This is a genomic window from Streptomyces globosus (assembly GCF_003325375.1).
GTDB classification, from domain to species: domain Bacteria; phylum Actinomycetota; class Actinomycetes; order Streptomycetales; family Streptomycetaceae; genus Streptomyces; species Streptomyces globosus_A.
Map to the genome: position 1 here is coordinate 475676 of NZ_CP030862.1, position 25688 is coordinate 501363.

Consider the following 25688-nt stretch of genomic DNA (forward strand, 5'->3'; position numbering starts at 1 on the left):
GACAACCGCCAGCATAGGCGCGGGCCGCCGCCGGGCACGGGCCCGCCCGCCGCGGTGCGGGGGCCTGCCGGATGGGGGAGGACCCGCCCTCGTTCGTGTGATGGTCCGACCGGCCGGGTGCGGCCGCGGGCTAGCCTCCGCGCGTGGACGAGGAGGTGGTGGCGGTGCGCCGTGGTGCCGCTCGCAGTGTGGTGATGGGGTTCGCAGGTCTGGCCGGCGCGGTGGGGCTGCTGTGCGGCGCCCCCGGCGCGGCCGCGGCAGCCGGGACCGCCGGCCCGGACCCCGGCGGGCCTGCCGCGGCGGCCGCGGCCGCCCCGGAGGCCGACGTGGCCTACCACGGCAGGGTCGCCCTCTCCCGGGGCGAGCTGCGGGTGTGGCTCGTGCCGTGGAACGAGGGGCCCTCCGAGCTCCCCGACTCCACCGTGCGGCTGCGCCTGTCCGCCGAGCTCGCCGACCGGCAGGACCTGGCGGCGGGCTGCGTACGGGCCGGGGCGCGCGAGGTGGTCTGCGAGACCGGGCCGCTGCCCCGGCACGGGCAGGGCCGGCACATCGGGCTCGTGCTGGGCCTGAAGGAGCCGGTCCCCGAGGTCGTCGTCCGCATCGACACCTGGTGGGACGGCGGCGCCGCCGACCGCGACCTCGCCAACAACCAGCACGCGGTCCTCGCCCTGGACACGGGCGACACCTACGCCTTCTGACCGGCGCGCGCCCACGGCGGACAGGCCCTACGGCGCCGCCACGCCCCCGAACTCCTCGACCGCGTCGGTGACGATGCGCTCCAGGCGGGCGTGGTGCGCGCCCCGCCAGTAGACGCGCTCGCAGGACGTGCACTGCGCGAACACGTCGTACGAGCGGTGCGTGCCGCTCTGCAGGCGGTCGCCGACGCTCTCCTTGTCGGCGTCGCGCAGTGTCCCGTTGCAGGCGGTGCAGCGCGTCCACGGGGCGAGCGCGGGCGCGAACCGGCCCAGGACATCCCGCAGTTGCTCGTCGGGGTTGTCGCTGTACACGTACGCGCCGGCGAAGATCTCGCGGCGGCGCAGCAGCCCGCGGTCGCGGGAGAGCAGCACGCGCCGCTCGTCCGCGGAGCGGGTGGCGAGGGCGGGGTCGCCGATGTCCTCGTTCTCGTAGGCGGCGTCCACGCCGAGCAGCCGCATGCGGCGCGCGAGGGTGCCCAGGTGCACGTCGAGGAGGAACCGCAGCGGGGCGCCGGCGACCTGCTGCGGCCGGTCCACGCCGAGCACCTCGACGCTCTCGCCGGGGCGGGGCACGTACGAGAAGGGCTCCTCGCGGCCGTCGACGAGGAGCCGGCCGACCTCCGTCAGCGGGACACCCGCGGACTCGACGACGTGGCCGAGGCTGGAGGCTCCGTCCGTGGCGGTCGGGACCCGTTCGGCGCGCCGGGCGGGCGGGGCGAACAGGCGGAGTTCAGGGGCGAGGGTGAGGTGGATGCCGGGTCCGTTCACGCTGCCCAGGATGCCATCGCGGGGCTGCCCGCGCGGCCGAATTACGGGGTCCCGGCCGCACCGCGGCGGGCGGTGCGGGGCGCACCCCGCGCGCGGCGGCCGGTCAGGGCCAGACCAGGCAGTACGGCTGGTGGCCCGCCTCGTGGAGGCGCTGGCTGAAATCCTGCCATTCGTGCAGCAGCTGGTAGACGTTGAACGCGTCCCGCGGGCCCCCGCGGTCGGGCACCGTGGACCAGATGAACGCGGCCGCGCCGACGGACTCCTCGCCGACGTCGCGCAGCGGGTCCACGACCGTCGTCGGCAGCTTGACCACCGCGTAGTCCGGGTGCAGGACGACCAGCTCCAGCGGCGGCACCTTGTGCAGGGGTATGCCCTGGATGCCGGTCAGCACCATCGCCGCCATGGTCTCCGGCTTGATCTTCGTGAACATGCCGCCCATGCCGAGCTCGTCGCCGCCGAGCTCCTCCGGCCGCATGGTCACGGGCACGCGGGCCGCCGTCGCGCCGTCCGGCGCGCCGAAGTACTTGTACGTCACGCCCATGCCGCGGCCCTTGGGCGCCAGGCTGTCGAGCTCCTCCGCGGCCGGCGCGGGCACGGGCTCGGCCGCGTCCGCGGCGCGGCGGCGGTGCCTGCCGCGGCGGCGGGCTTCGCGGGCCTCGCGGGCGCGCTTCGGGTCGAGGTCGTCCGTACCCTCGCCCGGTCCACCACCGCGTTGCATATCTCCACCCGACTGGTCTTGCCTGCCCCGGCCCCGCGGCTGCCGCCACGCAGCCTGATCATCATGGCAGTGACCTCCCCCGGGGCGGCGCGGTGAAACGCCCGTCCGCAAGTCGGTCGCGGCCTGATGAGACCATGGCTCGTGTGAGCTACCCGTACCCGTATGAAGCCAAAGTCTCGCAGACTCTCTTCGACCGCGCGTCCCTCGTGACGCCCGGCGGCGTGAACTCTCCGGTCCGCGCGTTCCGCGCCGTGGGCGGAACGCCCCGGTTCATGGTGTCCGGTACCGGTCCGTACCTGACCGACGCCGACGGCCGCGAGTACGTCGACCTCGTCTGCTCCTGGGGGCCGATGATCCTCGGCCACGCCCACCCGGCCGTGGTCGAGGCCATCCAGGCCGCGGTGGCCCGCGGCACCTCCTTCGGCACCCCCGGCGAGGGCGAGGTGGCGCTCGCCGAGGAGATCACCGCCCGGATCGAGCCGGTCGAGCAGGTCCGCCTGGTGTCCTCCGGTACGGAGGCGACCATGTCCGCGATCCGCCTGGCCCGCGGCTTCACGGGCCGCTCCAAGGTCGTGAAGTTCGCCGGGTGCTACCACGGCCACGTGGACGCGCTGCTCGCCGCCGCCGGTTCCGGTCTGGCGACCTTCGCGCTTCCGGACACCCCCGGTGTCACCGGCGCCCAGGCCGGCGACACCATCGTGCTCCCCTACAACGACCTCGAAGCGGTACGGGCCGCGTTCGCCGCGCACCCGGGCGAGATCGCCTGCGTGATCACCGAGGCCGCCCCGGGCAACATGGGCGTCGTCACCCCCGCCGAGGGCTTCAACCAGGGCCTCGCCGACCTGTGCCGGGACAACGGCGCGCTGTACATCTCCGACGAGGTCATGACCGGCTTCCGCACCTCGCGGGCCGGCTGGTACGGCGTCGACGGCGTCCGCCCCGACCTGATGACCTTCGGCAAGGTCATGGGCGGCGGCTTCCCCGCCGCCGCGTTCGGCGGCCGCGCCGACGTGATGGCCCACCTCGCGCCCGCCGGCCCCGTCTACCAGGCCGGCACCCTGTCCGGGAACCCCGTCGCCACCGCCGCCGGCCTCGCCCAGCTGCGCCTCCTCGACGACGCCGCGTACGCCGCGGTCGACGCCGTCTCGGAGCGGATCCAGGGCCTGGTCACGGACGCGCTGGCCAAGGAGGGCGTCGCCCACCGGGTGCAGACCGCCTCCAACATGTTCTCCGTCTTCTTCACCGCGGACCCCGTCCGCAACTACGACGAGGCGAAGCAGCAGGAGTCCTTCCGCTTCAACGCGTTCTTCCACTCGATGCTGTCGCAGGGCGTCTACCTGCCCCCGTCCGCCTTCGAGTCGTGGTTCGTCTCCACCGCCCACGACGACGCCGCCGTCGAGCGGATCGCCGCCGCCCTGCCCGCCGCCGCCCGCGCCGCCGCGCAGGCCGCCCCGGAGGCCTCCGCATGAGCGACACCACCGTCGTCCACCTGATGCGCCACGGCGAGGTCGACAACCCCGACGGCGTCCTCTACGGCCGCCGCCCCGGCTACCACCTCTCCGAGCTGGGCCGCCGCATGGCCGACCGGGTCGCCGAGCACCTCCGGGACCGCGACGTCGCGTACGTCGTCTCCTCGCCGCTGGAGCGGGCCCAGGAGACGGCGGAGCCCGTCGCGAAGGCCCACGGCCTGGAGATCGCGACCGACGCCCGGCTGCTGGAGGCGGAGAACGTCTTCGAGGGCAAGACCTTCGGCGTCGGCGACGGCGCGCTGCGCAGGCCCGGCAACTGGCGGCACCTGACCAACCCGTTCCGCCCGTCCTGGGGCGAGCCGTACGTGGAGCAGGTCGTCCGCATGATGAGCGCGATCGAGGCGGCGCGGGACGCGGCCCGCGGCCACGAGGCCGTCGCGGTCAGCCACCAGCTGCCGATCTGGATCGTCCGCAGCTTCGCGGAGAAGCGCCGCCTGTGGCACGACCCGCGCCGCCGGCAGTGCACGCTGGCGTCGCTGACCTCGTTCACGTACCAGGGGGACCGTCTGGTGTCGGTGGGCTACAGCGAGCCCGCCCGCGACCTGGTCCCGCCGCACCTGCTGGCCGGCGCGCGGCCCGTCAAGGGCAAGTCGAAGGCGTTCGGGGCCTGACCAGCGGCTTGTCACCGGCCCCGGGGGGCGCGGAAGATCGGCAAATCGCTCATGCGAAACTTTTCACATGAGAACTGGCCGCGCCCCCCGCCGCCGCCCCGCCCGCGGCCGCGCCCTCCTGCTGACCGCCGTGGCCGCCGCAGGCGCCCTGACCCTGACGGCGTGCGAGGACGGCGCCAAGTCCTCGGGATCCGGCGGCAACTACGTGACGGGCCCCAGCGGCATCTCCACCGTCGCCAAGGGCGAGCGCGTCGACGCGCCGAAGCTCGACGGGGAGACCGTCGACGGCAAGACCCTCGACACGACCGAGCTCAAGGGCAAGATCGTCGTCCTCAACGTGTGGGGCTCGTGGTGCCCGCCCTGCCGGGCCGAGGCACCGTCCTTCGCGAAGGTGTCCCAGGAGCTCGCCGACGCCGGCAAGCCCGTCGCCTTCGTCGGCATCAACACCCGCGACACGAGCAAGCAGAACGCGGCCGCCTTCGAGGCCGACTTCAAGATCACGTACCCGAGTCTGTACGACCCCTCCGGCAAGCTCCTGCTCCGCTTCCCGGCCGGCAACCTCAACCCGAACGCCATCCCCTCCACGATCGTCCTCGACAAGGAGGGGAAGATCGCCGCGCGCACCCTGGCCCCGCTGGGCGAGCAGCAGCTGCGCTCGATGATCGACCCGCTGCTCGCGGAGCAGTGACCCCGTGGTCCCCGAGCTCCTCACCCTGGCCGCCGAGCCGGCCGGCGTGAACACCACGGTCCTGTCCGGCGCCCTCCTGCTGGCCCTGCCCATCTCCGTACTGGCGGGCCTCGTCTCCTTCTTCTCGCCGTGCGTGCTGCCGCTCGTGCCCGGCTACCTCAGCTACGTCACCGGCGTCAGCGGAGCCGACCTCGCCGAGGCCCGGCGGGGCCGCATGGTGGCCGGCGCGAGCCTGTTCATCCTCGGCTTCACCGCCGTCTTCGTCTCGACGGGAGCCCTCTTCGGGCAGTTCGGCAGCGTCCTGCTCGGCAACAAGGAGGTCATCTCCCGGGTCATGGGCGGCCTGGTCATCCTCCTCGGGCTGTTCTTCATGGGCGCGATCCCCGGCCTGACGATGCGCGAGTTCCGCTTCCACCGGAAGCCGGCGGCCGGCCTGCTGGGCGCGCCCCTGCTCGGGGTGCTCTTCGGCGTCGGCTGGACCCCCTGCATGGGCCCGACCCTCGCCGCCGTCACCACGCTCTCCCTCGACCAGGCCAGCGCCGGGCGCGGCGCCCTGCTGACCGTCGCCTACTGCCTGGGCCTGGGGATCCCGTTCATCGTTGCCGCGGTCGCGTTCCGCAAGGCGCTGGGCGCGTTCGGCTGGGTGAAGCGGCACTATGCGTGGGTGATGCGCATCGGCGGCGGCATGCTGATCGCGACCGGCCTGCTGCTCGTCACAGGAGTGTGGGGCAGCATCGTGAACGACATGCAGAGCTGGACCCAAGGCTTCACGGTGGGGATCTGAGGACTACACGGACATGAGTACGACCGACAAGGCGTCCGCAGAGGCGCAGCACCCGCCCGCGGACGAACCCTCCGACCGCCCCGGCACCGACCGGGCCGACTCCGAAGCCGACTCCTCCGACTCCGCCGCCGGCGCCCAGCTGTCCACCGCCCCCGCGGAGGACGGCCCCGGCCCCGTCGGCATCGGCGTGCTCGGCTGGGCCCGCTGGATGTGGCGGCAGCTCACCTCCATGCGGGTCGCGCTGATCCTGCTGTTCCTGCTGTCGCTGGGCTCCATCCCCGGCTCCCTCATCCCGCAGAACCAGGTCGACGAGCTGAAGGTCGCCGACTGGAAGCGCGACCACGCGTTCTGGGTGCCGGTCGCGGAGAAGCTCCAGCTCTTCGACGTCTACAGCTCGGTGTGGTTCTCCGCGATCTACCTGCTGCTGTTCGTCTCCCTCATCGGCTGCATCATCCCCCGCACCTGGCAGTTCGTCGGCCAGCTCACGGGCCGCCCGCCCGGCGCCCCGCGCCGCCTGGACCGCATGCCCGCGTACGCGACCTGGCGCACCGACACCCCGCCCGAGCAGGTCCTCGCCCACGCCAGGGCCCTCCTGGGCCGCGGCCGCTTCCGCACCGATCCCGGCAAGGGCTCCGTCGCCGCGGAGAAGGGCTACCTGCGCGAGGCCGGGAACCTCGTCTTCCACCTGTCGCTGATCGTGATGCTGGTGGCGTTCGCCTGGGGCCAGCTCTTCAAGTCGGAGGGCGGCAAGCTCGTCCTGCGCGGCAGCGGCTTCGCGAACACCCTCACCCAGTACGACGACTTCAAGTCCGGAAGCTTCTTCAGCACCGACGACCTGCCGCCGTTCTCCTTCACACTCGACGACTTCTCCGCCAGCTACGAGGAATCCGGCCCCCAGAAGGGCACCGCCCGCGACTTCACCGCCTACGTCACCTTCCACAAGGGCGCCGACGGCACACCGCAGAAGCGCCGGATCCAGGTCAACAAGCCCCTGGAGGTCGACGGCGCCAAGGTCTACCTGCTCGGCCACGGCTACGCACCGGTCATCTCGGTGACCGACCCCTCCGGCAAGGTCGTCTACAAGGACGCCGTCCCGATGCTGCCGTTCGACGGCAACCTCAGCTCCTCCGGCGCCGTCAAGGTCACCGACGGCTACCGCAACAAGGACGGCGTCAAGGAGCAGCTCGGCTTCAACGCCCTCTTCGTGCCGACCTTCGCGGGCGCCGGCCAGGGCACCATGCTCTCCCAGTTCCCCGACCTGAAGTTCCCCGTCCTCGCCCTCAGCGCCTACCACGGCAGCCTCGGCGTCGACTCCGGTCTGCCGCAGAACGTGTACCAGCTGAACACCGCCAAGATGAAGGAGTTCAAGGACGCCGACGGGCAGCTGCTGAAGAAGCGCATGCTCGTCGGCGAGACCATGGAGCTCCCCGACGGCGCCGGCACCGTCAGGTTCGAGGGCATCGAGCGCTGGGCGACCTTCTCCGTCACCGCCCAGCCCGGCAGCGGCCTCGCCCTCGGCGGGGCGGTCGCCGCCATCGGCGGCCTCGCCGCGTCGCTGTTCATCCAGCGCCGCCGCATCTGGGTCCGCGCCGTCCCCGGCCCGGACGGCACCACCGTCGTCGAGATGGCCGGACTCGGCCGCAGCGAGTCCGCCAGGCTCCCCGAGGAGCTGGGGCAGCTCGCCGCCGCCCTCCACGAGCAGGCGCCCACGGCGCCCGAACGACCTGTCACGGAAACCGTCGAAGGAGAGCGCGGATGACGCCGCTCGCAGCCGAGGTCAACGAGAACCTCGCGCAGATCAGCAACTACCTCGTCTACTCGTCGATGGCGGTCTACACGCTCGCCTTCCTCGCGCACATCGCCGAGTGGACCTTCGGCAGCCGCAGCAAGGTCGCCCGCACCGCGGCGGCCCTGACGACCGCACCCGCCGCGGCCGCCGCGCCCGCCGTGCAGGTCCGCTCCCAGGGCACGACCGCCGTCCTGGACAAGCCGAAGGTCGTCACCCGGTCCGCGCCCGGCTCCCGCGACGTCCCCGACGGCCCCGGCGCCGCCGGCGGCACCGCCCAGGGCGACCTGTACGGCCGGATCGCCGTCTCGCTGACCGTCCTCGGGTTCCTCCTCCAGGCCGGCGGCGTCGTCGCCCGCGCCGCCTCCGTGCAGCGCGCCCCCTGGGGCAACATGTACGAGTTCTCGATCACCTTCTCCACGGTGGCCGTCGGCACGTACCTGGCGCTCCTCGCCCTGAAGAAGAACGTCCGCTGGCTCGGCCTGATCCTGATCACCACCGTCCTGCTCGACCTCGGCGTCGCCACCACCTGGCTGTACACCGACAGCGACCAGCTCGTCCCCGCGCTGCACTCGTACTGGCTGTGGATCCACGTCTCCACCGCGATCTTCTGCGGCGCCGTCTTCTACCTCGGTGCGGCCGGCGCCGTGCTCTACCTGCTGCGCGACTCGTACGAGGCCAAGATCGCCTCCGGCGGCACCCCCTCGAAGATCGCCGCCTCGGTGCTGGAGCGCTTCCCGTCGGCCGCCTCGCTCGACAAGTTCTCCTACCGCATCAACGCGGCCGTCTTCCCGCTGTGGACGTTCACGATCATCGCGGGCGCCATCTGGGCCGGCGACGCCTGGGGCCGCTACTGGGGCTGGGACCCCAAGGAGGTCTGGTCCTTCGTCACCTGGGTGGCGTACGCCGCCTACCTGCACGCCCGCGCCACCGCCGGCTGGAAGGGCCGCAAGGCCGCCTACCTGGCCCTCTTCGCCTTCGCCTGCTGGGTCTGGAACTACTACGGCGTGAACATCCTGCTCAACGGCAAGCACTCGTACGCGGGCGTCTGAGCCCCCGGTCCTCCGTACACGCGCGGCCGCGCACCCCGGGCTTGGGCCCGAGGTGCGCGGCCGCGCCTCCAGGGCGACGCTGGTGCCATGCCGACACCGCAAGGCACAAGCGAGCGCCGGAGCGGCGACCGCTACCTGCTGCACTTCGAGCCGCACCTGCCGTGCGCCTACGAGACGGTCTGGCCGGCCCTGACCACGCCGGAGGGGCTGCGCCGCTGGCTCGCGGATGCGGACGTGCTGGAACGGCACCTGGGCGGGGCCGTGACCCTGCACTGGCTCGACGAGGACGAGACGGTCTCGGGCCGGGTCACGGCCTGGGACGTCGAACGGGTCGCGGAGTACACGGTGGACGAGAACGACCGGATCCGCTTCCACCTGGAGCCGCTGGGCACGGACTCCACGCTGGTCCGCTTCACCGACGACCGGCACGGCTCCGACAGCGACTGCGCACGCGGCCTGGCCGTCTGGCATGACCGCTTCGAGCGGCTGGAAGCCGTGCTGACGGCCACGGCCCCAGGCCCGGGGCGATCGGCTGCCCCGCCCCACTGAGACCGTGGCGGGACACCCGCTAGGACTGCCCCTTGTCCTTCTCCTCGCCCTGCTCGCGCCGCTTCAGCTCTTCCTCGCGGCGCCGCAGGTCCGCCTCCCAGTCCTTGAGGAGGGCCTCGTCCTTCTTGTTCTCCTCGCGGAGGGAGCTGAGGAACTCCGGGTTGTCGTCGGGGGCGACCCACTCGTGCCGGTGGTTGCGGTGCCACTCGGAGGGCGTACGGCCGCCCACCGGAGGACGGCGCATCTTGCCCGCGGCGAACCAGACGATCGGGCCGACGATCCAGAAGAGCAGGATGATGATGACCCAGACGACCTTGGGGAGGTGCTTGGCCTCGTCCTCGGGGGTGTTGAGGCAGTCGATGAACGCATAGATCGTCAGCGCCAGCGGCAGGATGAACATCAGCGCCCGGATCATGTGGAGCAGCCCCTTGTGAGCAATGGCGGGGTTCGCATCGACGGCCCCGGTGACAGGTCCAGCGTATCCGGTGACGGATACTGGCCCCTATGGCTTACGACGATCTCCGCTCGCTGCTCCGGGCCCTGGAGCGGGAGGGCGACCTCAAGCGCATCAAGGCCGAAGTCGACCCGTACCTGGAGGTAGGGGAGATCGTCGACAGAGTGAACAAGGCGGGCGGTCCGGCCCTGCTGTTCGAGAACGTCAAGGGCTCCGACATGCCCCTGGCGATGAACGTCTTCGGCACCGACCGCCGCCTGCTGAAGGCCCTCGGCCTGAAGTCCTACGCCGAGATCAGCGAGAAGATCGGCGGCCTGCTCAAGCCGGAGCTGCCCCAGGGCTTCGTCGGCGTCCGCGAGGCCTTCGGCAAGCTCGGCTCGATGGTGCACGTCCCGCCGAAGAAGGTGAAGGCGGACGCGGCGCCCGTCCAGGAGGTCGTCCTCACCGGCGACGACGTCGACCTGGACCGGCTGCCCGCCCTGTTCACCTGGCCGAAGGACGGCGGCTCGTTCTTCAACCTGGGCCTGACGCACACCAAGCACCCCGAGACCGGCGTCCGCAACCTCGGCCTGTACCGCCTCCAGCGCCACGACAAGCGCACCATCGGCATGCACTGGCAGATCCACAAGGACAGCCGCAACCACTACGCGGTCGCCGCGGAGCGCGGCGAGCGGCTGCCGGTCGCCATCGCGTTCGGCTGCCCGCCGGCCGTCACCTACGCGTCGACCGCGCCGCTGCCCGGCGACATCGACGAGTACCTGTTCGCCGGGTTCGTCGCCGGCAAGCGGATCGAGATGGTCGACTGCAAGACCGTCCCGCTCCAGGTCCCCGCGCAGGCGGAGGTCGTGGTCGAGGGCTGGCTGGAGCCCGGCGAGATGCTCCCCGAGGGCCCGTTCGGCGACCACACCGGCTTCTACACCCCGCAGGAGCCGTTCCCCGCGCTCAAGATCGACTGCATCACGATGCGGAAGCGGCCGCTGCTCCAGTCCATCGTGGTCGGCCGGCCGCCCACCGAGGACGGCCCGCTGGGCCGGGCCACGGAGCGGTTCTTCCTGCCGCTGCTGAAGATCATCGTCCCGGACATCGTGGACTACCACCTGCCGGAGTCGGGCGGCTTCCACAACTGCGCGATCGTCTCGATCGACAAGAAGTACCCCAAGCACGCCCAGAAGGTCATGCACGCGATCTGGGGCGCGCACATGATGTCCCTGACGAAGCTGATCGTGGTGGTCGACAAGGACTGCGACGTCCACGACCTGCACGAGGTCGCCTGGCGGGCACTCGGCAACACCGACTACTCCCGCGACCTCACCGTCGTAGAGGGCCCCGTCGACCACCTCGACCACGCCTCCTACCAGCAGTTCTGGGGAGGCAAGGCGGGCATCGACGCGACGAAGAAGCTCCCCGAGGAGGGCTACACCCGCGACGGCGGCTGGCCCGACATGGTCGAGTCCGACCCGGCGACGGCGGCTCTCGTCGACCGGCGCTGGAAGGAGTACGGGCTGTGAGCGCCGGCGCCATGGCCGGCCCTGCCCTGTTCCTCGGCGACGACACCGCGTACGTGGCCCTGGTCCGCCCGCAGCTCGACCCGGCCGACCCGGACCTCGTCCAGGCGGCGCGGGAGGCGGGCGTCTCCCCCGAGGAGTTCGCCGGACCCGGCAACGTCTGGACCCTGCTCACCGAGCACGACGGCGAAGGCGACGGCTTCGAGCTGCCCGGACTGCGCGACACCGAGGCCGACGGCTTCGCCGAGCAGCTCCAGGCGGCCGTCGCGGCCGCCGGGCCGTTCACGGTGGAGGCCGGCGACGTACTCGCCCTCGACGGCGCCCCGGCGGACGGCGGCTGGGCCTTCACCGCCCGCGTGACCCCGCCCGAGGGCCACGACGGCGGCCCCTGGACCCTCGCCACGGGCCCGGTGGCGACCGCTGACCTGCTCGCGGACCTGGCGGACTTCCGGAGGGCCCTCGCATGATGACCACCGCCGACGGGGTCGCCGGCCCCGGCACCGGGCCCGCCGCACCGCAGGCCCCCGGCAGGGTGAAGGCGTTCCTGCGGCTCGTGATGATCGAGCACTCCGTCTTCGCGCTGCCCTTCGCCTACATCGCCGCGCTGACCGCGATGTTCCAGGCCGACCGCACCGTCCACTGGGCCGAGCTGCTGCTCGTCACCGTCTGCATGGTGGGGCTGCGGACCTTCGCGATGGCCGCGAACCGGATCATCGACCGCGAGATCGACGCCCGGAACCCGCGCACCGCGGGCCGCGAGCTGGTCACCGGCGCCGTGTCGGTCCGCTCTGCGTGGACCGGGGCCGGGATCGCGCTGGCGGTGTTCCTCGGGGCGGCGGCCCTGCTGAACCCGCTGTGCCTGATGCTGGCGCCGGTGGCGGTCGTGCCGATGGTGGTCTACCCGTACGGCAAGCGGTTCACGAACTACCCGCACGCCATCCTCGGCCTCGCCCAGGCGATGGGCCCGGTCGGCGCCTGGCTCGCGGTGACCGGCGCCTGGTCGTGGGACGCGGTGATCCTGGGCCTGGCCGTCGGCGTGTGGATCGGCGGCTTCGACCTGATCTTCGCCTGCCAGGACGTGGCCGCCGACCGGGCGGAGGGTGTCAGGTCCGTCCCGGCCCGCTTCGGCGTCCCGGCCGCCCTGTGGGGCGCCCGCGGCGCCCACGCCGTCACCACGGCCCTCCTGGCCTGGTACGCGGTGGCCACGGGCGCGGGCGTGCTGTTCTGGATCGGCCTGGCGGTCGTCGTCGCGGCGTTCCTCTACGAGCACACGATCGTCACCCCGCACGACCTGTCCCGCCTGAACCGGGCGTTCTTCACGGTGAACGGCTTCATCGGGATCGCGCTCTTCGCGTGCGCCCTCCTGGACCTGGTGGTCCGCGGCCTGCACTGGTAACCCGAAAGAACGACTCCGCCCGAACGGGGCTGCGCATGCCCCGCCCACATGCGTACCGTGCGGCCTACCATCGAGTGCATGGACAGGGAGGCCGACGTGACCGTCTCGGAGAGCGACCGCCTGCACTCACAGCTCAGCCGGTTCGAGGACATGTTCCCGGGCTACCGGATGGAGATTGTCGAGGGCGCCATCGTGATGAGTCCGCTGAAGCCGCACCACAACGCCACCATCTGGCACCTGTGGAGTGCGCTGAAGCCCCAGATGCCCGACCAGTGGGGCTTCCTCAGCGATGTCGCGATCCCGTTCGACGGCGACAACGAGTTCTGCCCCGACCTCGCCGTGATCCCGGCCGCCGAAGTGGCCAAGAACCTCAGCGCCTACTCGCCCGATCTGATCGAGCTGGCCGTCGAGGTGGTTTCGCCGAGCAGCCGCCGCAACGACTACGACGTGAAGCCCCGCGCCTATGCCCGCCGAGGGATCCCGCACTACCTCGTCTTCGACCCCTACAAGGCGCACTGCGTGTTGTTCTGGAACCCCGGCCCCGACGGTTACCTGGGTACGGACACCGTCGCGTACGGGGGGACGGTCGTCGTGGAGACCGGTATCGGCAAGCTCACCGTCGACACCTCGGGGCTGCCCGTGGACCCCTCTGCCGTCAGCCCGTGAGCCGGGCGCCCGCCGGGCGGGGCGGCGTCGGGCGGCGGTGGTAGACCGCCGTGGCGATGCCCGCGACGAGGCCGCAGAGGTGGCCCTGCCAGCTGATGCCCTCGTGGAGGGGGAGGATGCCGGTGAGCATGGTGGTGCCCCAGTAGGCGGCGATGGCCAGGGACACGGCGACGCCGAGGACCCTGCGCTCCACGAAGCCGCGTACCAGCAGGTAGCCGAAGAGGCCGAAGACCACCCCGGAGGCGCCCAGGGTCATGGTGTCGGGCGGGGAGATCAGCCAGGTGCCCAGGCCCTCGGCCACGATGATGATCCCGCAGACCGCGAGGAAGCGTCGGATGCCGGACAGGGCGGCTATGAAGCCGAGGACCAGCAGCGGGACGCTGTTGGAGGCGACGTGGTCGAAGCCGAAGTGGAGGAAGGACCCGGTGACGACGCCGGGCAGGGTGTCCGGTTCGCGGGCCACCACCCCGTACTGGTCGAGGGCGTGCCCGGTGGCGTAGTCCACCGCCTCCAGGACCCACAGCAGGGCCACCCAGCCCAGCATCAGCTTGGCCGCCGCCTTGGCCCGTTCCGTCCGGCTCCATGTCGGCTCGATCGTGCTGCTGCTCATCCGCTTCGCCCCCTGGGTGTCGTGCTCCGTTCCCCCCGGGAACGTCCGGGACACCTTAGCGAGTGCCCGCCCGGTGTGGCCGGATAGTCTCGTAGCCATGACAGAGCGCAAGCGCACCCCCTGGGTGGTGGGGGTTTCCGGGGCTTCCGGGACGCCGTACGCGGCTTCGGTGATCCGGGGGCTGCTCGCGGCGGGCGAGAGTGTGGACCTGGTGGTGAGCCGGGCCGCGCGGCTGACCCTGCTGGACGAGACGGGCATCGCCTTCCGCGACGCGCACTGGCGCGACGACCTCGCGCAGTGGCTGGCCCGCGGCGCGGACGGCAAGCCCGGGGTGTTCGCGGTGCCGGACGGCGACGTCCGGTACTGGGCCGCGGGGGACCTGGCGGCCGGGCCGAGCTCGGGCTCGTACCCGGTGCAGGGGATGCTGATCGTGCCGGCGTCCACGGCCTGTGTGGCGGGGGTGGCGCTCGGGCTGTCGAAGGACCTGCTGCAGCGGGTCGCGAGCGTGACGCTCAAGGAGCGGCGCCGTCTGGTGGTCGCGGTGCGGGAGACCCCGCTGAGCGGCCAGACGCTGAAGCAGCTGGTGGCGCTGGACGAGGCGGGCGCGGTCGTGCTGCCCGCCTCTCCGGCGTTCTATGCGGGTGCGACGCACATCCAGGACCTGGTGGACTTCGTCGCGGGGCGGGTGCTCGACGCGGCAGGGGTGCCGCACGGGCTGTACCGCCGGTGGGAGGGGGAGCTCGGTGGAGCGTCCCGCTCCCGGGAGGCAAGCGGTGGCTAGCGCTTCTTCGCGGTGTGCGGCTTGCGGGTCCTGTCCACCTGGTAGGCGGCTGCGGGCTTGTCGGTGCGGGATCGGTTGGCCAGCTCCTGAAGCTGTCGCATGTGCGCGTAGGCCATCTCGATCGTGTACACGGGTACACCACTCCTGAAGATCGTCATTGATCTGTTGACAGATTCACAGGGTGTTGACCCTGTGTGCCTTTGATTCTATACGTAAACTTGCAGCATCGCCGAACAATGGAAGGCTCCAGGCATATGGACGCGGTGGACAGGCAGCTCATCCAGGCACTCCGGGAGAACGGACGCGCCTCGTACGCGGAGCTGGGCCGGCTCGTCGGCCTGTCCGGCCCCAGCGTCACGGACCGGATCAACCGGCTGGAGTCGGCCGGTGTCATCACCGGCTACCGCGCGACCGTCGACGCGGCCTCCCTCGGCCTCGGCGTCACCGCGCTGATCGGCATCTCCCTCTCCGACGCCGCCGACCACGAGGACGTCGCCCGCCGCCTGCGGGACCTCGCCGAGATCGAGGACTGCTGGTTCATCGCCGGCGACGACTCCTACATGCTGAAGGTCCGCGCGAGCGACGTGGACGGCCTGGAGAAGATCATCCGGAAGCTCTCCGGCACCAAGGGCGTCTCCCGCACCCGCACCACGATCGTGCTGTCGACGAAGTGGGAGAACCGGGTCGGGGAACTGCCCGCCGAGCGCTGAGAGTACGGTTGCAGGGTTGGCAGGCCCTACCGGGCAGAGCAGGACACTGAGGAGGCGACCGGCCGATGGACGCTGGGCTGAAGCGCGAGCTGGAGGAGAAGGTCCGCTCCGGCGAGCGGCTGACCCGTGAGGACGGTATCGCCCTCTACGAGTCCGACGACCTGGCCTGGCTGGGCGGCCTCGCCCACGAGGTGCGCACCCGCAAGAACGGCGACGTCGTCCACTTCAACGTCAACCGCCACCTCAACATGACGAACGTGTGCACCGCGTCGTGCGCCTACTGCTCCTTCCAGCGCAAGCCGGGCGAGAAGGACGCGTACACGATGCGCATCGAGGAGGCCGTCCGCCTGGCCAAGGCCATGGAGAGCGAGAACCTCACCGAGCTGCACATCGTCAACGGCCTGCACCCGAGCCTGCCCTGGCGGTACTACCCGCGCTCGCTGTCCGCGCTGAAGGAGGCGCTGCCGAACGTCTCGCTGAAGGCGTTCACGGCGACCGAGATCCACCACTTCGAGACGATCTCCGGGATGTCGGCCTCCGACATCCTGGACGAGCTCATCGAGGCCGGGCTGGAGTCCCTCACCGGCGGCGGCGCGGAGATCTTCGACTGGGAGGTCCGCCAGCACATCGTCGACCACCGCACCCACTGGGAGGACTGGTCGCGCATCCACCGGCTCGCGCACGAGAAGGGTCTGAAGACCCCGAGCACGATGCTGTACGGGCACATCGAGGAGCCGCGCCACCGCGTCGACCACGTGCTCCGGCTGCGCGAGCTCCAGGACGAGACCGGCGGCTTCCAGGTCTTCATCCCGCTGCGGTACCAGCACGACTTCGTCGACATGAAGGACGGCAAGGTCCGCAACCGGCTCCAGGCCCGCACGACGATGGCCACGGGCGCCGAGGCGCTGAAGACCTTCGCCGTCTCGCGGCTGCTCTTCGACAACGTGCAGCACGTCAAGGTCTTCTGGGTGATGCACGGCCTCCAGACGGCCCAGCTGGCGCTCCAGCACGGCGCCGACGACATGGACGGCTCGGTCGTCGAGTACAAGATCACCCACGACGCGGACAACTACGGCACCCCGAACAAGCTGACCCGCGACGACCTGCTGGAGCTCATCCGCGAGGCCGGCTTCCGGCCCGTCGAGCGCAACACGCGCTACGAGGTCATCCGCGAGTACCCCGGCCCGGACGCGTCGCTGCGCGAGACGCCGCAGGCGATGCGCGTCTGACCCGGCGGCGGGCGCGCGGCTGCCCGCATGCGTGGCCCCGGGCTCAGGCCCGGGGCGCAGGCCCGGCCCCAGGCCCCCGGCCCCAGGCCCCCGGCCCCAGGCCCCGGTCTCCGTACGGAGGCCGGGGCCTTCGCGTTGCCGCGGGGCCCGGGCGCGCGCGCCGTCGATCCGTGCCCCGTTGTCCGGCGGGCTCGTAATAGATAATCTTGGCCTGTGACTCTTACCTTCACGGTTGATCCGGTCGTCGACCCCGCCCTGCGCGAGGGGATCGTCGAGCTCTGGACGGACGTCAGCAACGCCGGCGGCGCCGTCGGTTTCGTGGCGCCGGTGACGCAGGACGACATCCGCCCCGAGATGGTCAAACACCTCGTCGCCATGGCCGAGGGCCGCCACCGCCTCGTCGTCGGCCGCGACGCCGACGGGCGCGTCCGCGCCTGCGCCTTCCTCGCGCTCAACACGCACCGGCTGATGGCCCACTGGGTGTGGGCGTACACCGTCATGGTCGACCCCGCCCTCCAGGGCCGCGGCGCCGGCCGCGCCCTGATGGAGGCCGTCGCCGACGCCGCCCGCACCCTCGACGGCGTCGAGGCGATCCGGCTCTCCTGCCGCGGCGGCCTGGGCCTGGAGCACTTCTACGCCGCCTGCGGCTACAAGGAGGTCGGCCGCATCCCGGACGCCATCCGCGCGGCCCCCGGCGACGACCGCGACGAGATCATCATGCTGCTGCCGCTGCACTGACCCCGCCCACCGCGGGCCCCGCGCCGCACTCGGCGGCACGGGGCGCCGACCCCGGCGGCGCCGGGTGCGGTACGGGCGTGCTTCACTGGACGGACACGCCACGACGAAACCGACGAACCGAAGAAGGGGTCACCGTGTCCTTCAAGCCGAGCGCGACGATCCGCTACACCGCGATGCGCCTGGGCATCTTCGTCGGATGCCTCGTCCTCGTGGCCGTCCTGGTCAACGTGGGCTGGGTCCCCGCGGGCCTCGGTGACGCGAACCCCGCCTGGGTCGTGCTCCTCGCGCTGGTCCTCTCCGCCCCGCTGTCGTTCGTCCTGCTGCGCCGCCAGCGCGACGAGATGTCCGCGCAGATCTCCGAGCGCGTCGCCGGCGCCAAGGGGCGCCTCGCGGCCAACCGCTCCCAGGAGGACGCGGCCGACGACGCCGCCCGCGCCGGCTCCTGAGGCCCGGCCGAGGGCCTGACGGCCTGAGGGTCTGGGCACCTGAGGGTCCGAGAGTCGGCTTCCTCACACGGCACACGACGAGCGCCCCGGCGCCGGGAACACCCCCGGCCGCCGGGGCTTCGGCGTTTCCGGGGGCGGTCCCGGCCCTGGGGAAGGGGGCCGCGGGCGCTTGATGACCTTGGCTCAAAGTCCGCCTTTGAGTTTCTCAAAGGGAAAGTGTTAGCGTGTTAAACATGTTGACCCCGGTTGCGCCCCAAATGATCACGAGCGTCCCGCTCGTGGCGCGCCTGCACGTCGACCTCTGCCGCTGTGTGTCCGCGGCCTGTTGCGGCTGTCGCTGAACCCACACACCCCTTTCCCCACCCCTGCTGTGCCCCCCACTCGGAGAGTGTCCGTGTCCGCGACCCCCCAGGCCCCCGCCAAGGCCTCCTTCACGTTCCCCTTCTGGGCGCAGATCGTCACCGGTCTCGTGCTCGGCGTCCTGTTCGGCTGGCTCGCCCGCACCCAGGACGTCAGCTGGCTCGCCACCACCCTGGAGAAGGTCGGCGACCTCTTCGTCCAGCTGCTGAAGCTGGCCGTCGCCCCGCTCGTGTTCTTCGCGATCCTGGTGTCCGTCACCAACCTGCGGAAGGTCAACAACGCCGCCCGCCTCGCCTCGCGCACCCTGCTCTGGTTCATGATCACGTCGCTGATCGCGGTCGGCATCGGCCTCGCGATCGGCCTCCTCACGAACCCCGGCGCAGGCACCGGCCTGACCCCGCAGGACGGCCAGCTGCCCAAGCGCACCGGCTCCTGGCTGGACTTCCTGACCGGCATCGTGCCGACCGACATCGTCACGCCGTTCACCGAGCTGAACGTCCTGCAGATCGTCTTCCTCGCCGCCGTCGCCGGCATCGCCGCCCTTCAGCTCGGCGACAAGGCGCAGCCCGTCCTGACCCTTGCCGAATCGATCCTCCAGCTCCTCCAGAAGGCGCTGTGGTGGGTCATCCGCCTCGCCCCGATCGGCACCGTCGGCCTCATCGGCACCGCGATCGCCAGCTACGGCTGGGACCTCATCGGCAAGTACGCCACCTTCACCGCCGACGTGTACGTCGGCTCCGCGCTCGTGATGTTCGGCGTCTACCCGCTGCTGCTCGCGCTCGTCGCCAAGGTCAACCCGATCCACTTCTTCAAGGGCGCCTGGCCGGCCATCCAGCTGGCCTTCGTCTCCCGCTCCTCCGTCGGCACGATGCCGCTGACGCAGAAGGTCACCGAGCGCCTCGGCGTCCCGAAGGAGTACACCTCCTTCGCCGTCCCGTTCGGCGCCACCACGAAGATGGACGGCTGCGCCGCGATCTACCCGGCCCTCGCCGCGATCTTCATCGCGCAGATCTTCGACGTGCAGCTGACGATCACCGACTACCTGCTGATCGCCTTCGTCTCGGTCGTCGGCTCGGCCGCCACCGCCGGCCTCACCGGCGCCACGGTCATGCTGACCCTGACCCTCTCCACCCTGGGCCTGCCCCTGGAGGGCGTCGGCCTGCTGATGGCGATCGACCCGATCCTCGACATGGTCCGCACCGCGACCAACGTCACCGGCCAGGCGCTGGTCCCGGTCGTGGTCGCCGCCCGCGAAGGCATCCTGGACAAGGAGGCCTATGCCGGAGCCTCCTCCTCCCCGCTGGACGAGGCCTCCCCGCTCGACGGTCGCGCCGCGGTGGCACCCGCCGCCTGACCCCGTCCGGCCCCGGCCCCGGCCCCACCTCCGCCGCAGCCCCCGCCCCGTCCGGGCGGGGGCTGCGGCGCTGTCCGCGCACGCCGCGGCTCACACCGGGGCGGCCGTACGCAGCCAGCCGGGCCCAGGCCCGGCGCAGGACGCCGCCCACCCCCGGCGCGGTTCCGGGCCGCGGGCCGGCCCTATAGTCGGCGACCGTTGTCCAACGAGCAGGAAACGGGGGCCTGATGGCACGGGTGAAGGCAATGCAGGACATACGGGCGGCCCAGGCGGCGGCCCGGGCGGCGGCCCGCCTGATCGGGAGGCGCAACGCGCTGCGCTACCTCGCGCTCGGCGCGGGCGCCGCCCTCGCGGCGGCCTGCACGGGGAAGGGCGCGGGGACGGCCGGCTCGGGCGGTACGGGCGCGGCGCCCGCCCCGGCCGGCAGCACGGGACCGGCGCCCGCCCCCTCGGCGGCCGCACCGACGGCGCCCCCAGGGACCGCCGCCCCGGGCGCCGGCTCCGCGTCCGCGGAGCCCGGCCCGACCACCGCCGGGGTGTTGGCCAGGGCGTTCGATGCCTTCGTCAAGGGCAGGTGGCGGCTGGAATCCACGACGCCCGGCGGCCCGACCGTCACCGGAACGGTCACCGTCCTCGCCGACGGCGGCGGCAACGGCGGCTTCACCATCGACTGGGACGGCGCCGACGGCAAGCCGGTCACCTGGGCCGGATCCTGGCTGCTGCGCGGCGGCCACCTGCGCATCGACGTCCACGCCGCCCCCAAGGGCGTCAACCGGCTCACCGGCGGCGAGGCCCTCACCGTCCCGAAGGAGGTCGGTGAGGGCGCCTCCCTGCTGCTCCCGTGGAAGCCGCCCGGCCACAAGGACACTGGCGACGGCCAGCAGTTGCAGGCGACCTACCGGGACGGGGTGCTGCGCATCGTCCACCGCGAGCGCGGCGGCAGCGAATCCGTGCACCTCTGCACCCGGGTTCCCGGCTGACGGGACGGCGGTCCGGGGCCGGCCGACGGCGGCGGGCGGCCTGGCCGTCGTCTGGGGCCCGGTCGACGGCGGCGGGCGGCCTGGCCGCCGCCTGGGGCCGGCCGCCGCCTGGGCTGGCATCGGCAGCGGCCGGGCCGGCCCTTCCCCGTTCCTCCGCTCTCCCTCCGCCAACTCCGCTCACCGGGGTCTGGCCCAGCCCCGTTACCCGTGGGTAAATTACCGGCGGTAACGCGGTGAACGCGGTACGCGGTAACTCCCGTGTCGAGCGGAGGAGAGCGCCATGAACGCGGACGTCATGCGGGCCGCCCCCAAACCGGTGGAGCCCGTACGGACCGTCGTCGACGGAGTCGTGCGCCAGGTGGAGGTCCCGCCGCTGGCCACCGTCCCCGCCGGCGGCTCGCTCGCGGACATCCCCTTCCACAACGCCCGCGAGGCCCCCAACACCGTCGTCCTCTCCCGCAAGCACCCCGACGGCACCTGGCACGACGTCACCGCCGCCGCGTTCGCCGCGGAGGTGCTCGCCGTCGCCAAGGGCCTCATCGCCGAGGGGCTCCGCGAGGGCGACCGGCTCGCGCTCATGGCCCGCACCACCTACGAGTGGACCCTGCTCGACTTCGCCGCCTGGGCCGCCGGACTCGTCACCGTACCCGTCTACCCGACCTCCTCCGCCCTCCAGGCGCGCTGGATCATCCAGGACTCAGGCGCCGTCGCCTGCGCCGTCGAGGACACCGCCCAGGCCCGCCTCATCAGCGCCGAACGCGCCAACCTGCCCTGGCTGGCCCACCTGTGGGAGTTCGACACGGGCGCCCTGACCCGGCTCGTCAAGGCCGGCGAGCACATTCCCGACGCCGTCGTCCACGCCCGCCGCGCCGCCCGGACGCCCGAATCGGTCGCCACCCTCATCTACACCTCCGGCACCACCGGCCGGCCCAAGGGGTGCGTCCTCACCCACGGCAACTTCTTCGCCGAAGCCGACAACGCCGTCGAACTCCTCCACCCCGTCTTCCGCTCCGCCACCACCGAGCCCGCCTCCACCCTCCTCTTCCTCCCGCTCTCCCACGTCTTCGGCCGCATGGTCGCCGTCGGCTGCCTCCGCGCCCGCGTCCGCATCGGCCACGCGCCCAGCATCAGCACCGACGACCTCCTCGCCGACCTGGCCGGCTTCCGCCCGACGTTCCTCCTCGCCATCCCGTACGTGCTGGAGAAGGTCTACAACACCGCCCGCGCCACCGCCGAGCGCATGGGCCGCGCCTCCTCCTTCGACCGCGCCGCCCGCATCGCCCGCCGCTACGGCGAAGCCGCCGAGAACGGCCGCCCCGGCATCGGCCTGCGCACTGCCCGCGCCCTGTACGACCCCCTCGTCTACCGCCGCATCCGCGCCGCCCTCGGCGGCCACGTCCGCTACGTCATCAGCGGCGGCTCACCCCTCGGCCGACGCCTCGCCGCCTTCTACACAGGGGCCGGCATCGACGTCTTCGAGGGCTACGGACTGACCGAGACGACCGGCGCCAGTACGGTGACCCCGCCGCAGAAACCGCGCCTCGGGACCGTCGGCTGGCCCCTCCCCGGCACCGCCGTCCGCATCGCCGACGACGGCGAGGTCCTCCTCCGCGGCCGCCACGTCTTCGCCGGCTACTGGAACACCGCACAGCCGCCCACCCGCCCCGACGGCTGGCTCGCCACCGGCGACATCGGCGAACTCGACGCCGACGGCTACCTCACCATCACCGGCCGCAAGAAGGACCTGATCATCACCTCCGGCGGCAAGAACGTCGCCCCCGCCCCCCTGGAGGACTGGCTGCGCGCCCACCCCCTCGTCGGCCAGTGCCTCGTCGTCGGCGACAACAGGCCGTACGTCACCGCCCTGATCACCCTGGAACCCGACGGTATCGCCCACTGGCGCGCGATGCGGCGCCGCGAAGGCGTCCCGACCCGCGAACTCGTCCGCGACCCGGACCTCCTGGCCGAACTCCAACGCGCCGTGGACGACGCGAACCGCCTGGTCTCCCGCGCGGAGTCGATCCGCAGATTCGCGGTCCTGCCGGGCGAGTTCACCGAGGCGAGGGGCCACCTCACCCCGTCGCTGAAACTCCGCCGCGCCGCGATCATCCGCGACTACGCGGAGGAGATAGACGCCCTGTACGGGCAGCGCTGAGGGCGGGCGCCCTCAGCAGCGGCGCTGCTCAACCGCAGCCGAGGGTCTTGAGTGTCTCCGCCATGTAGGCGCGCATGAATGCCTCGACGGCTGGCCGGAGATCCTGTTTCAGTTTGTTGGCTCGCTCCACCTGCACCGTGAGGGTGAAGTGGTCGCCGGTTACCGTCTTGCACCGGGCCGTGGCTGTGGCGCCTTCGTTACCGAGGACGGAATCCTCGAAGCCGAGATCCACTCGGGCGGGTTCCGTTAGGCCAATGACCGTGCTCTCGCGGGAGTAAGCCATCAGGTCCCCTGGTGGGCCGTCGTGAAACGCGAACCGGAAATTGAGCGCGCGTTTGTCATCCACGGTCACCACACAGGGGGCCGTTCGGGCTTTCTGCCGGTCCACGCGGTTGCCCTCGGCGATTTTCCCGTGCGGCCGGAGCAGGGGACCGGACAAGTCGGGGGATACGGGTGTGCCGCAGATCGTCTCGGGGATGGCTTCGTCGGCGGTGTCACAGGCCGTCAGGGAGAGCACGAGGGCACCGCCCGCGGTGACCGCAGTCAGAGCCCGCCTCATTCGGCTGCTCCGCTCTCCGGCGGGGCTACGGCCTTGGCGCGGTCTGCCCCGGCCCCGGAGGCTGTGTCCACCGTGTGCTCATACTTAAAGCGGATGGCACCTGCGTCGTGCAGTTTTACCCACTCGTCGGTCAGCGCCATCAGCTGCTCGTTGCGTTTCTGGAACGCCTTGTAGGTCCCGTCCGTGAACTCTTTGTCGATGTGCTTTTGCTCGTCGGCCAGCCACTTGTCGACCACGTAATCGAAGCCGGCCTGGACTTCCGAGTCGTAGGCGGGCAGGTAGCCGATCGCTGTGTCGAACATCCATTTCTCGTCCCAAGCGGCCTGCTCCGCCGGACCGACGGCGTCCGTGCGGGCCTGTTCCAGGAATCCCACCGTGCGGCCGGCCCGCACCAGGGACTCCTCCGGGTGTTTCTGGCCCGGCTCGTGGATCTCGTGGACCATGGCCTGGTTGATTCCGGCGTTCAGGTTTCCGTAGGCCTCCTGTCCTTGGAGACCTGCTTGATGACCTCGTACATGTCGTTCTGCTCGACCGGCAGGGACCGCATGTCCACGCTGCTGGTGACCTCGTGCACCGTGCCGGAGTGGTTCACCAGGATGGTGGACATCGGCTCGCGCAGGGATTCGGGGAGGTCGTCACCGGCCTCCGCGAACTCGCTGATCGCGTTCTTGAAGACGGCCTTGTTGTCGGCGGAGTGCTCGACGAACTTCGGGTTGTCCGAGGAAGGGTCGATGCCGGTGGCGCCGGCCACCAGCGCTGCCGAGAAGCCTGCCCTCTCGTCCTTGTCGAGCCCGGGGGAGTAGTGGACGGCGTTGCCGTGCTCGTTCGCCTGCAGGACCACCTCCCAGTTCCGCTCCATGAGGTGCTTCATCCGGTCCTCGTCCTTCAGGTACGAAGCCGACGCCTCCGGGTTGTGGCTCATCACACCGAGCAGCCCGTCCATCGGGTCGTTGGCGAACCAGCCGGTCCGCTCCCCGCTGTACGCGCCGCCCTTCATGACCCAGATGTCGTCCCTGTCCTTCTCCGCCTTCATGATGTCGTCGCCGACGTCGTGCAGGAACTGCTTCGAGTAGTCGCCCCCGCCCTGGCTCATCAGCGTGACCAGGGACTGGTAGCCGTACACCTTCTCCAGTCGCGTGTCCGTGAAGGAGGTGTTGCGGCGCTCCAGTCCCTCCTTCTGCATGTCTGCCCGGAACTTCTTGTACGTCTCCGAGTTCGGGTCCTTCGTCGCCGAGGCGAGCGTCGCCCCCAGGCCCTTCTGGAGATCCGTGTAGTCCCCCTTGTTCGCGGGGTTCCTGACGTGGATCTCGTCGCTGAGCCGGTTCGTCAGCTCGATCGTGCCCTTCGCACCCAGCCCGTTGATGAACACCTGGCTGAACTCGGGCTTGCCCGAGTTGTCGCGGAAGGACCGCTGGAGCTCCGCCATCTCGGCAGGCGGGATCTTCTCGCCCCCGGCCAGGCGCGTGGCGATGCTCTCGGCGTTCCGCGCCTCGTACACCTCGACGTCGCCCTGCGCCGCACCGTTGAAGCCCGTGCCCAGCGTGGTGTCGTTCTTGTCGCCGTAGCCGTCCGCGCAGGCCGCCTCCAGTGCGATCTTCACACCCTGGTCGGCGTCGTCCAGAGCTCGGACCGCGCTGTCGATGTGCTGTGTCCAGGCGTTCTCGGTGTTCTTCAGGTCCGGATCATGCCGGGCCGCGTTCGCCGTGGCCGCGTCCACCTTCGCGTAGTCGAAGCTGCACCGGCCCTGGTCGGAGACCTTCATACCGGCCTTCACCGCGTCGTCGCGGGCCGACTCGACCTTCTTCTTCAGGTCGGTGAACTGCTCGTGCGCGTCACGCAGTAGTCCGGCGATGGCCTTCGCCTGTGTCTGCGCGGCCGTGTACTCGTAGCGGGTGCCCGCGAAGTTGGTGTGGGCTGCACCGGCGCTCACACCGGTCCACGCCTGCCCGCCCATGGTGATCTTCTGGACGCTGTCGCGATAGCGTTCCTCGACCTTCTTGAACTCACCGGCCATCGCATCCCATTTGGTCGCGGCAGTGAGCAGATGTCCGAAGTCCGTCGTCATGACCTCGTGATACGTCAACACGGCTGCCCCGCCCCCTAGATCCCGTTCAACTTCGAGTCCGGAGCGGGCTTCACCAGATTGAACCCCTCGCCGGTCGTGATGTCGTTGCGCAGGAACATGTTCGACGTACCGCGCAAGGCGGTCTTCTCGGATGCCAGCCTGCCCATCAACCCGGTCACCTGCCGGTCCCAGGTTTCCAGCACCTTCTTCAGACCGGCTGCGGTGCTCCACCCGTCGAAGGCCTTCACCGTGCCGTTCGACGCCTCGTCCGCGTGGTCCCCGGCCTTCTTGGTGCTCGGTTCCAGGTCGTTCTCGATGGTGTTCGCCGCGGTCTTCTTCTCGGCGGGCGTCGACCCGAAGTCCTGGGCGCCGGGAAGGAGAGGCCCGGACGGCGGCGCGGAGTTCAGCCGCATGGACCCGTGCTCGGATGAGGTGGCCGGCGGCTGGCGCCAGTCCTGTTCGAAACCCATGGTGTCCCCCCGTCGGCCCTCTTTGCCGAC

General features: G+C 71.5%; 29 protein-coding genes. 20 read left to right on the forward strand and 9 right to left on the reverse strand.

Annotated elements, in window-relative coordinates; all coding sequences use genetic code 11:
• Window positions 1–143: 143 nt before the first annotated feature.
• The gene (locus C0216_RS02255) at window positions 144–698 is read left to right on the forward strand and encodes a hypothetical protein (protein WP_246042275.1); all 555 of its coding nucleotides are present in this window, start codon (window positions 144–146) and stop codon (window positions 696–698) included.
• A gap of 27 nt (window positions 699–725) precedes the next feature.
• Here C0216_RS02255 and C0216_RS02260 read toward each other — a convergent pair whose 3' ends face one another.
• Together C0216_RS02260 and C0216_RS02265 are read right to left on the reverse strand one after the other, a co-directional pair.
• Window positions 726–1463 (reverse strand): Mut7-C RNAse domain-containing protein, encoded by a 738-nt coding sequence (locus C0216_RS02260; protein ID WP_114053629.1) that lies wholly within the window; start codon window positions 1461–1463, stop codon window positions 726–728.
• Between the two features lie 103 nt (window positions 1464–1566).
• Window positions 1567–2181: a hypothetical protein gene (locus C0216_RS02265; RefSeq protein ID WP_162793102.1), complete on the reverse strand. Its 615-nt coding sequence runs from the start codon at window positions 2179–2181 to the stop codon at window positions 1567–1569.
• 134 nt (window positions 2182–2315) lie between these two features.
• Between C0216_RS02265 and hemL the strand changes: the two genes are divergently transcribed.
• The 7 genes from hemL (at window position 2316) to C0216_RS02300 (ending at window position 9180) form a co-directional block, all read left to right on the forward strand.
• The gene (gene hemL, locus C0216_RS02270; protein WP_114053630.1) at window positions 2316–3650 is read left to right on the forward strand and encodes a glutamate-1-semialdehyde 2,1-aminomutase; all 1335 of its coding nucleotides are present in this window, start codon (window positions 2316–2318) and stop codon (window positions 3648–3650) included.
• Window positions 3647–4321 (forward strand): histidine phosphatase family protein, encoded by a 675-nt coding sequence (locus C0216_RS02275; protein WP_114053631.1) that lies wholly within the window; start codon window positions 3647–3649, stop codon window positions 4319–4321. Before hemL ends, C0216_RS02275 begins: the two co-directional genes overlap by 4 nt.
• Before the next feature lie 67 nt (window positions 4322–4388).
• Window positions 4389–5009 carry a TlpA family protein disulfide reductase gene (locus tag C0216_RS02280; protein WP_114053632.1) on the forward strand — a complete coding sequence of 207 codons (621 nt, stop codon included), beginning with the start codon at window positions 4389–4391 and terminating at the stop codon, window positions 5007–5009.
• Window positions 5010–5013: 4 nt separating this feature from the next.
• Window positions 5014–5793: a cytochrome c biogenesis CcdA family protein gene (locus C0216_RS02285; protein WP_114053633.1), complete on the forward strand. Its 780-nt coding sequence runs from the start codon at window positions 5014–5016 to the stop codon at window positions 5791–5793.
• Window positions 5794–5806: 13 nt separating this feature from the next.
• Complete coding sequence (gene resB, locus C0216_RS02290) at window positions 5807–7552, forward strand: cytochrome c biogenesis protein ResB (protein ID WP_114053634.1); 1746 nt, start codon at window positions 5807–5809, stop codon at window positions 7550–7552.
• Window positions 7549–8631 (forward strand): c-type cytochrome biogenesis protein CcsB, encoded by a 1083-nt coding sequence (gene ccsB, locus C0216_RS02295; protein WP_114053635.1) that lies wholly within the window; start codon window positions 7549–7551, stop codon window positions 8629–8631. The genes resB and ccsB overlap by 4 nt, the downstream gene beginning before the upstream one ends.
• A gap of 87 nt (window positions 8632–8718) precedes the next feature.
• Window positions 8719–9180, forward strand: a complete 462-nt coding sequence (locus C0216_RS02300; protein WP_114053636.1) for an SRPBCC domain-containing protein — start codon at window positions 8719–8721, stop codon at window positions 9178–9180.
• 19 nt (window positions 9181–9199) lie between these two features.
• On the opposite strand, the gene C0216_RS02305 is transcribed toward C0216_RS02300, so the two are convergent.
• Complete coding sequence (locus C0216_RS02305) at window positions 9200–9595, reverse strand: PLD nuclease N-terminal domain-containing protein (protein ID WP_114053637.1); 396 nt, start codon at window positions 9593–9595, stop codon at window positions 9200–9202.
• An 89-nt stretch (window positions 9596–9684) separates the two neighbouring features.
• On the opposite strand from C0216_RS02305, the gene C0216_RS02310 reads away from it, so the two are divergent.
• The 4 genes from C0216_RS02310 (at window position 9685) to C0216_RS02325 (ending at window position 13201) form a co-directional block, all read left to right on the forward strand.
• A complete protein-coding gene (locus C0216_RS02310; protein ID WP_114053638.1) occupies window positions 9685–11142 on the forward strand; it encodes a menaquinone biosynthesis decarboxylase in 1458 nt (485 codons plus the stop codon).
• The gene (locus C0216_RS02315) at window positions 11139–11606 is read left to right on the forward strand and encodes a hypothetical protein (protein WP_246042277.1); all 468 of its coding nucleotides are present in this window, start codon (window positions 11139–11141) and stop codon (window positions 11604–11606) included. Before C0216_RS02310 ends, C0216_RS02315 begins: the two co-directional genes overlap by 4 nt.
• On the forward strand, window positions 11606–12535 hold the full coding sequence (gene mqnP, locus C0216_RS02320; protein WP_114058403.1) for a menaquinone biosynthesis prenyltransferase MqnP: 930 nt from the start codon (window positions 11606–11608) through the stop codon (window positions 12533–12535). The genes C0216_RS02315 and mqnP overlap by 1 nt, the downstream gene beginning before the upstream one ends.
• Window positions 12536–12613: 78 nt before the next feature.
• Complete coding sequence (locus C0216_RS02325) at window positions 12614–13201, forward strand: Uma2 family endonuclease (RefSeq protein ID WP_114053639.1); 588 nt, start codon at window positions 12614–12616, stop codon at window positions 13199–13201.
• On the opposite strand, the gene C0216_RS02330 is transcribed toward C0216_RS02325, so the two are convergent.
• Window positions 13191–13811: a rhomboid family intramembrane serine protease gene (locus C0216_RS02330; RefSeq protein WP_114053640.1), complete on the reverse strand. Its 621-nt coding sequence runs from the start codon at window positions 13809–13811 to the stop codon at window positions 13191–13193. The genes C0216_RS02325 and C0216_RS02330 overlap by 11 nt on opposite strands.
• 97 nt (window positions 13812–13908) lie before the next feature.
• Between C0216_RS02330 and C0216_RS02335 the strand changes: the two genes are divergently transcribed.
• Entirely contained in the window at window positions 13909–14592 is a 684-nt protein-coding gene (locus C0216_RS02335; RefSeq protein ID WP_114053641.1) for a UbiX family flavin prenyltransferase, read from the forward strand.
• Here the strand turns inward: C0216_RS02335 and C0216_RS34905 are convergent.
• Window positions 14589–14723, reverse strand: coding sequence for a hypothetical protein (locus C0216_RS34905; protein WP_260615096.1), 135 nt, complete (start codon window positions 14721–14723; stop codon window positions 14589–14591). The two genes, C0216_RS02335 and C0216_RS34905, sit on opposite strands and share 4 nt — an antisense overlap.
• Before the next feature lie 123 nt (window positions 14724–14846).
• On the opposite strand from C0216_RS34905, the gene C0216_RS02340 reads away from it, so the two are divergent.
• From C0216_RS02340 to C0216_RS02370, 7 genes are all read left to right on the forward strand, one after another.
• Entirely contained in the window at window positions 14847–15302 is a 456-nt protein-coding gene (locus C0216_RS02340) for an Lrp/AsnC family transcriptional regulator (protein ID WP_114053642.1), read from the forward strand.
• 65 nt (window positions 15303–15367) lie between these two features.
• The gene (gene mqnE / locus C0216_RS02345; protein ID WP_114053643.1) at window positions 15368–16531 is read left to right on the forward strand and encodes an aminofutalosine synthase MqnE; all 1164 of its coding nucleotides are present in this window, start codon (window positions 15368–15370) and stop codon (window positions 16529–16531) included.
• Window positions 16532–16744: 213 nt separating this feature from the next.
• Complete coding sequence (locus tag C0216_RS02350; protein ID WP_114053644.1) at window positions 16745–17269, forward strand: GNAT family N-acetyltransferase; 525 nt, start codon at window positions 16745–16747, stop codon at window positions 17267–17269.
• 173 nt (window positions 17270–17442) lie between these two features.
• A complete protein-coding gene (locus C0216_RS02355; RefSeq protein ID WP_114058404.1) occupies window positions 17443–17715 on the forward strand; it encodes a DUF4229 domain-containing protein in 273 nt (90 codons plus the stop codon).
• Window positions 17716–18103: 388 nt separating this feature from the next.
• Window positions 18104–19429, forward strand: coding sequence for a dicarboxylate/amino acid:cation symporter (locus tag C0216_RS02360; protein WP_114053645.1), 1326 nt, complete (start codon window positions 18104–18106; stop codon window positions 19427–19429).
• A gap of 227 nt (window positions 19430–19656) precedes the next feature.
• Window positions 19657–20409, forward strand: coding sequence for a hypothetical protein (locus C0216_RS02365; protein ID WP_162793103.1), 753 nt, complete (start codon window positions 19657–19659; stop codon window positions 20407–20409).
• Between the two features lie 280 nt (window positions 20410–20689).
• Window positions 20690–22564 (forward strand): AMP-dependent synthetase/ligase, encoded by a 1875-nt coding sequence (locus tag C0216_RS02370; RefSeq protein ID WP_114053647.1) that lies wholly within the window; start codon window positions 20690–20692, stop codon window positions 22562–22564.
• Between the two features lie 28 nt (window positions 22565–22592).
• Here C0216_RS02370 and C0216_RS02375 read toward each other — a convergent pair whose 3' ends face one another.
• The 4 genes from C0216_RS02375 to C0216_RS02390 are packed head-to-tail and all read right to left on the reverse strand — an operon-like array spanning window position 22593 to window position 25658.
• On the reverse strand, window positions 22593–23081 hold the full coding sequence (locus C0216_RS02375) for a hypothetical protein (RefSeq protein ID WP_162793104.1): 489 nt from the start codon (window positions 23079–23081) through the stop codon (window positions 22593–22595).
• Window positions 23082–23119: 38 nt separating this feature from the next.
• Window positions 23120–23566, reverse strand: coding sequence for a hypothetical protein (locus C0216_RS02380; RefSeq protein WP_114053649.1), 447 nt, complete (start codon window positions 23564–23566; stop codon window positions 23120–23122).
• A 20-nt stretch (window positions 23567–23586) separates the two neighbouring features.
• Entirely contained in the window at window positions 23587–25188 is a 1602-nt protein-coding gene (locus C0216_RS02385; RefSeq protein ID WP_162793105.1) for a DUF6571 family protein, read from the reverse strand.
• Window positions 25189–25223: 35 nt separating this feature from the next.
• A complete protein-coding gene (locus tag C0216_RS02390; RefSeq protein WP_246042281.1) occupies window positions 25224–25658 on the reverse strand; it encodes a hypothetical protein in 435 nt (144 codons plus the stop codon).
• Between the last annotated feature and the right edge of the window lie 30 nt (window positions 25659–25688).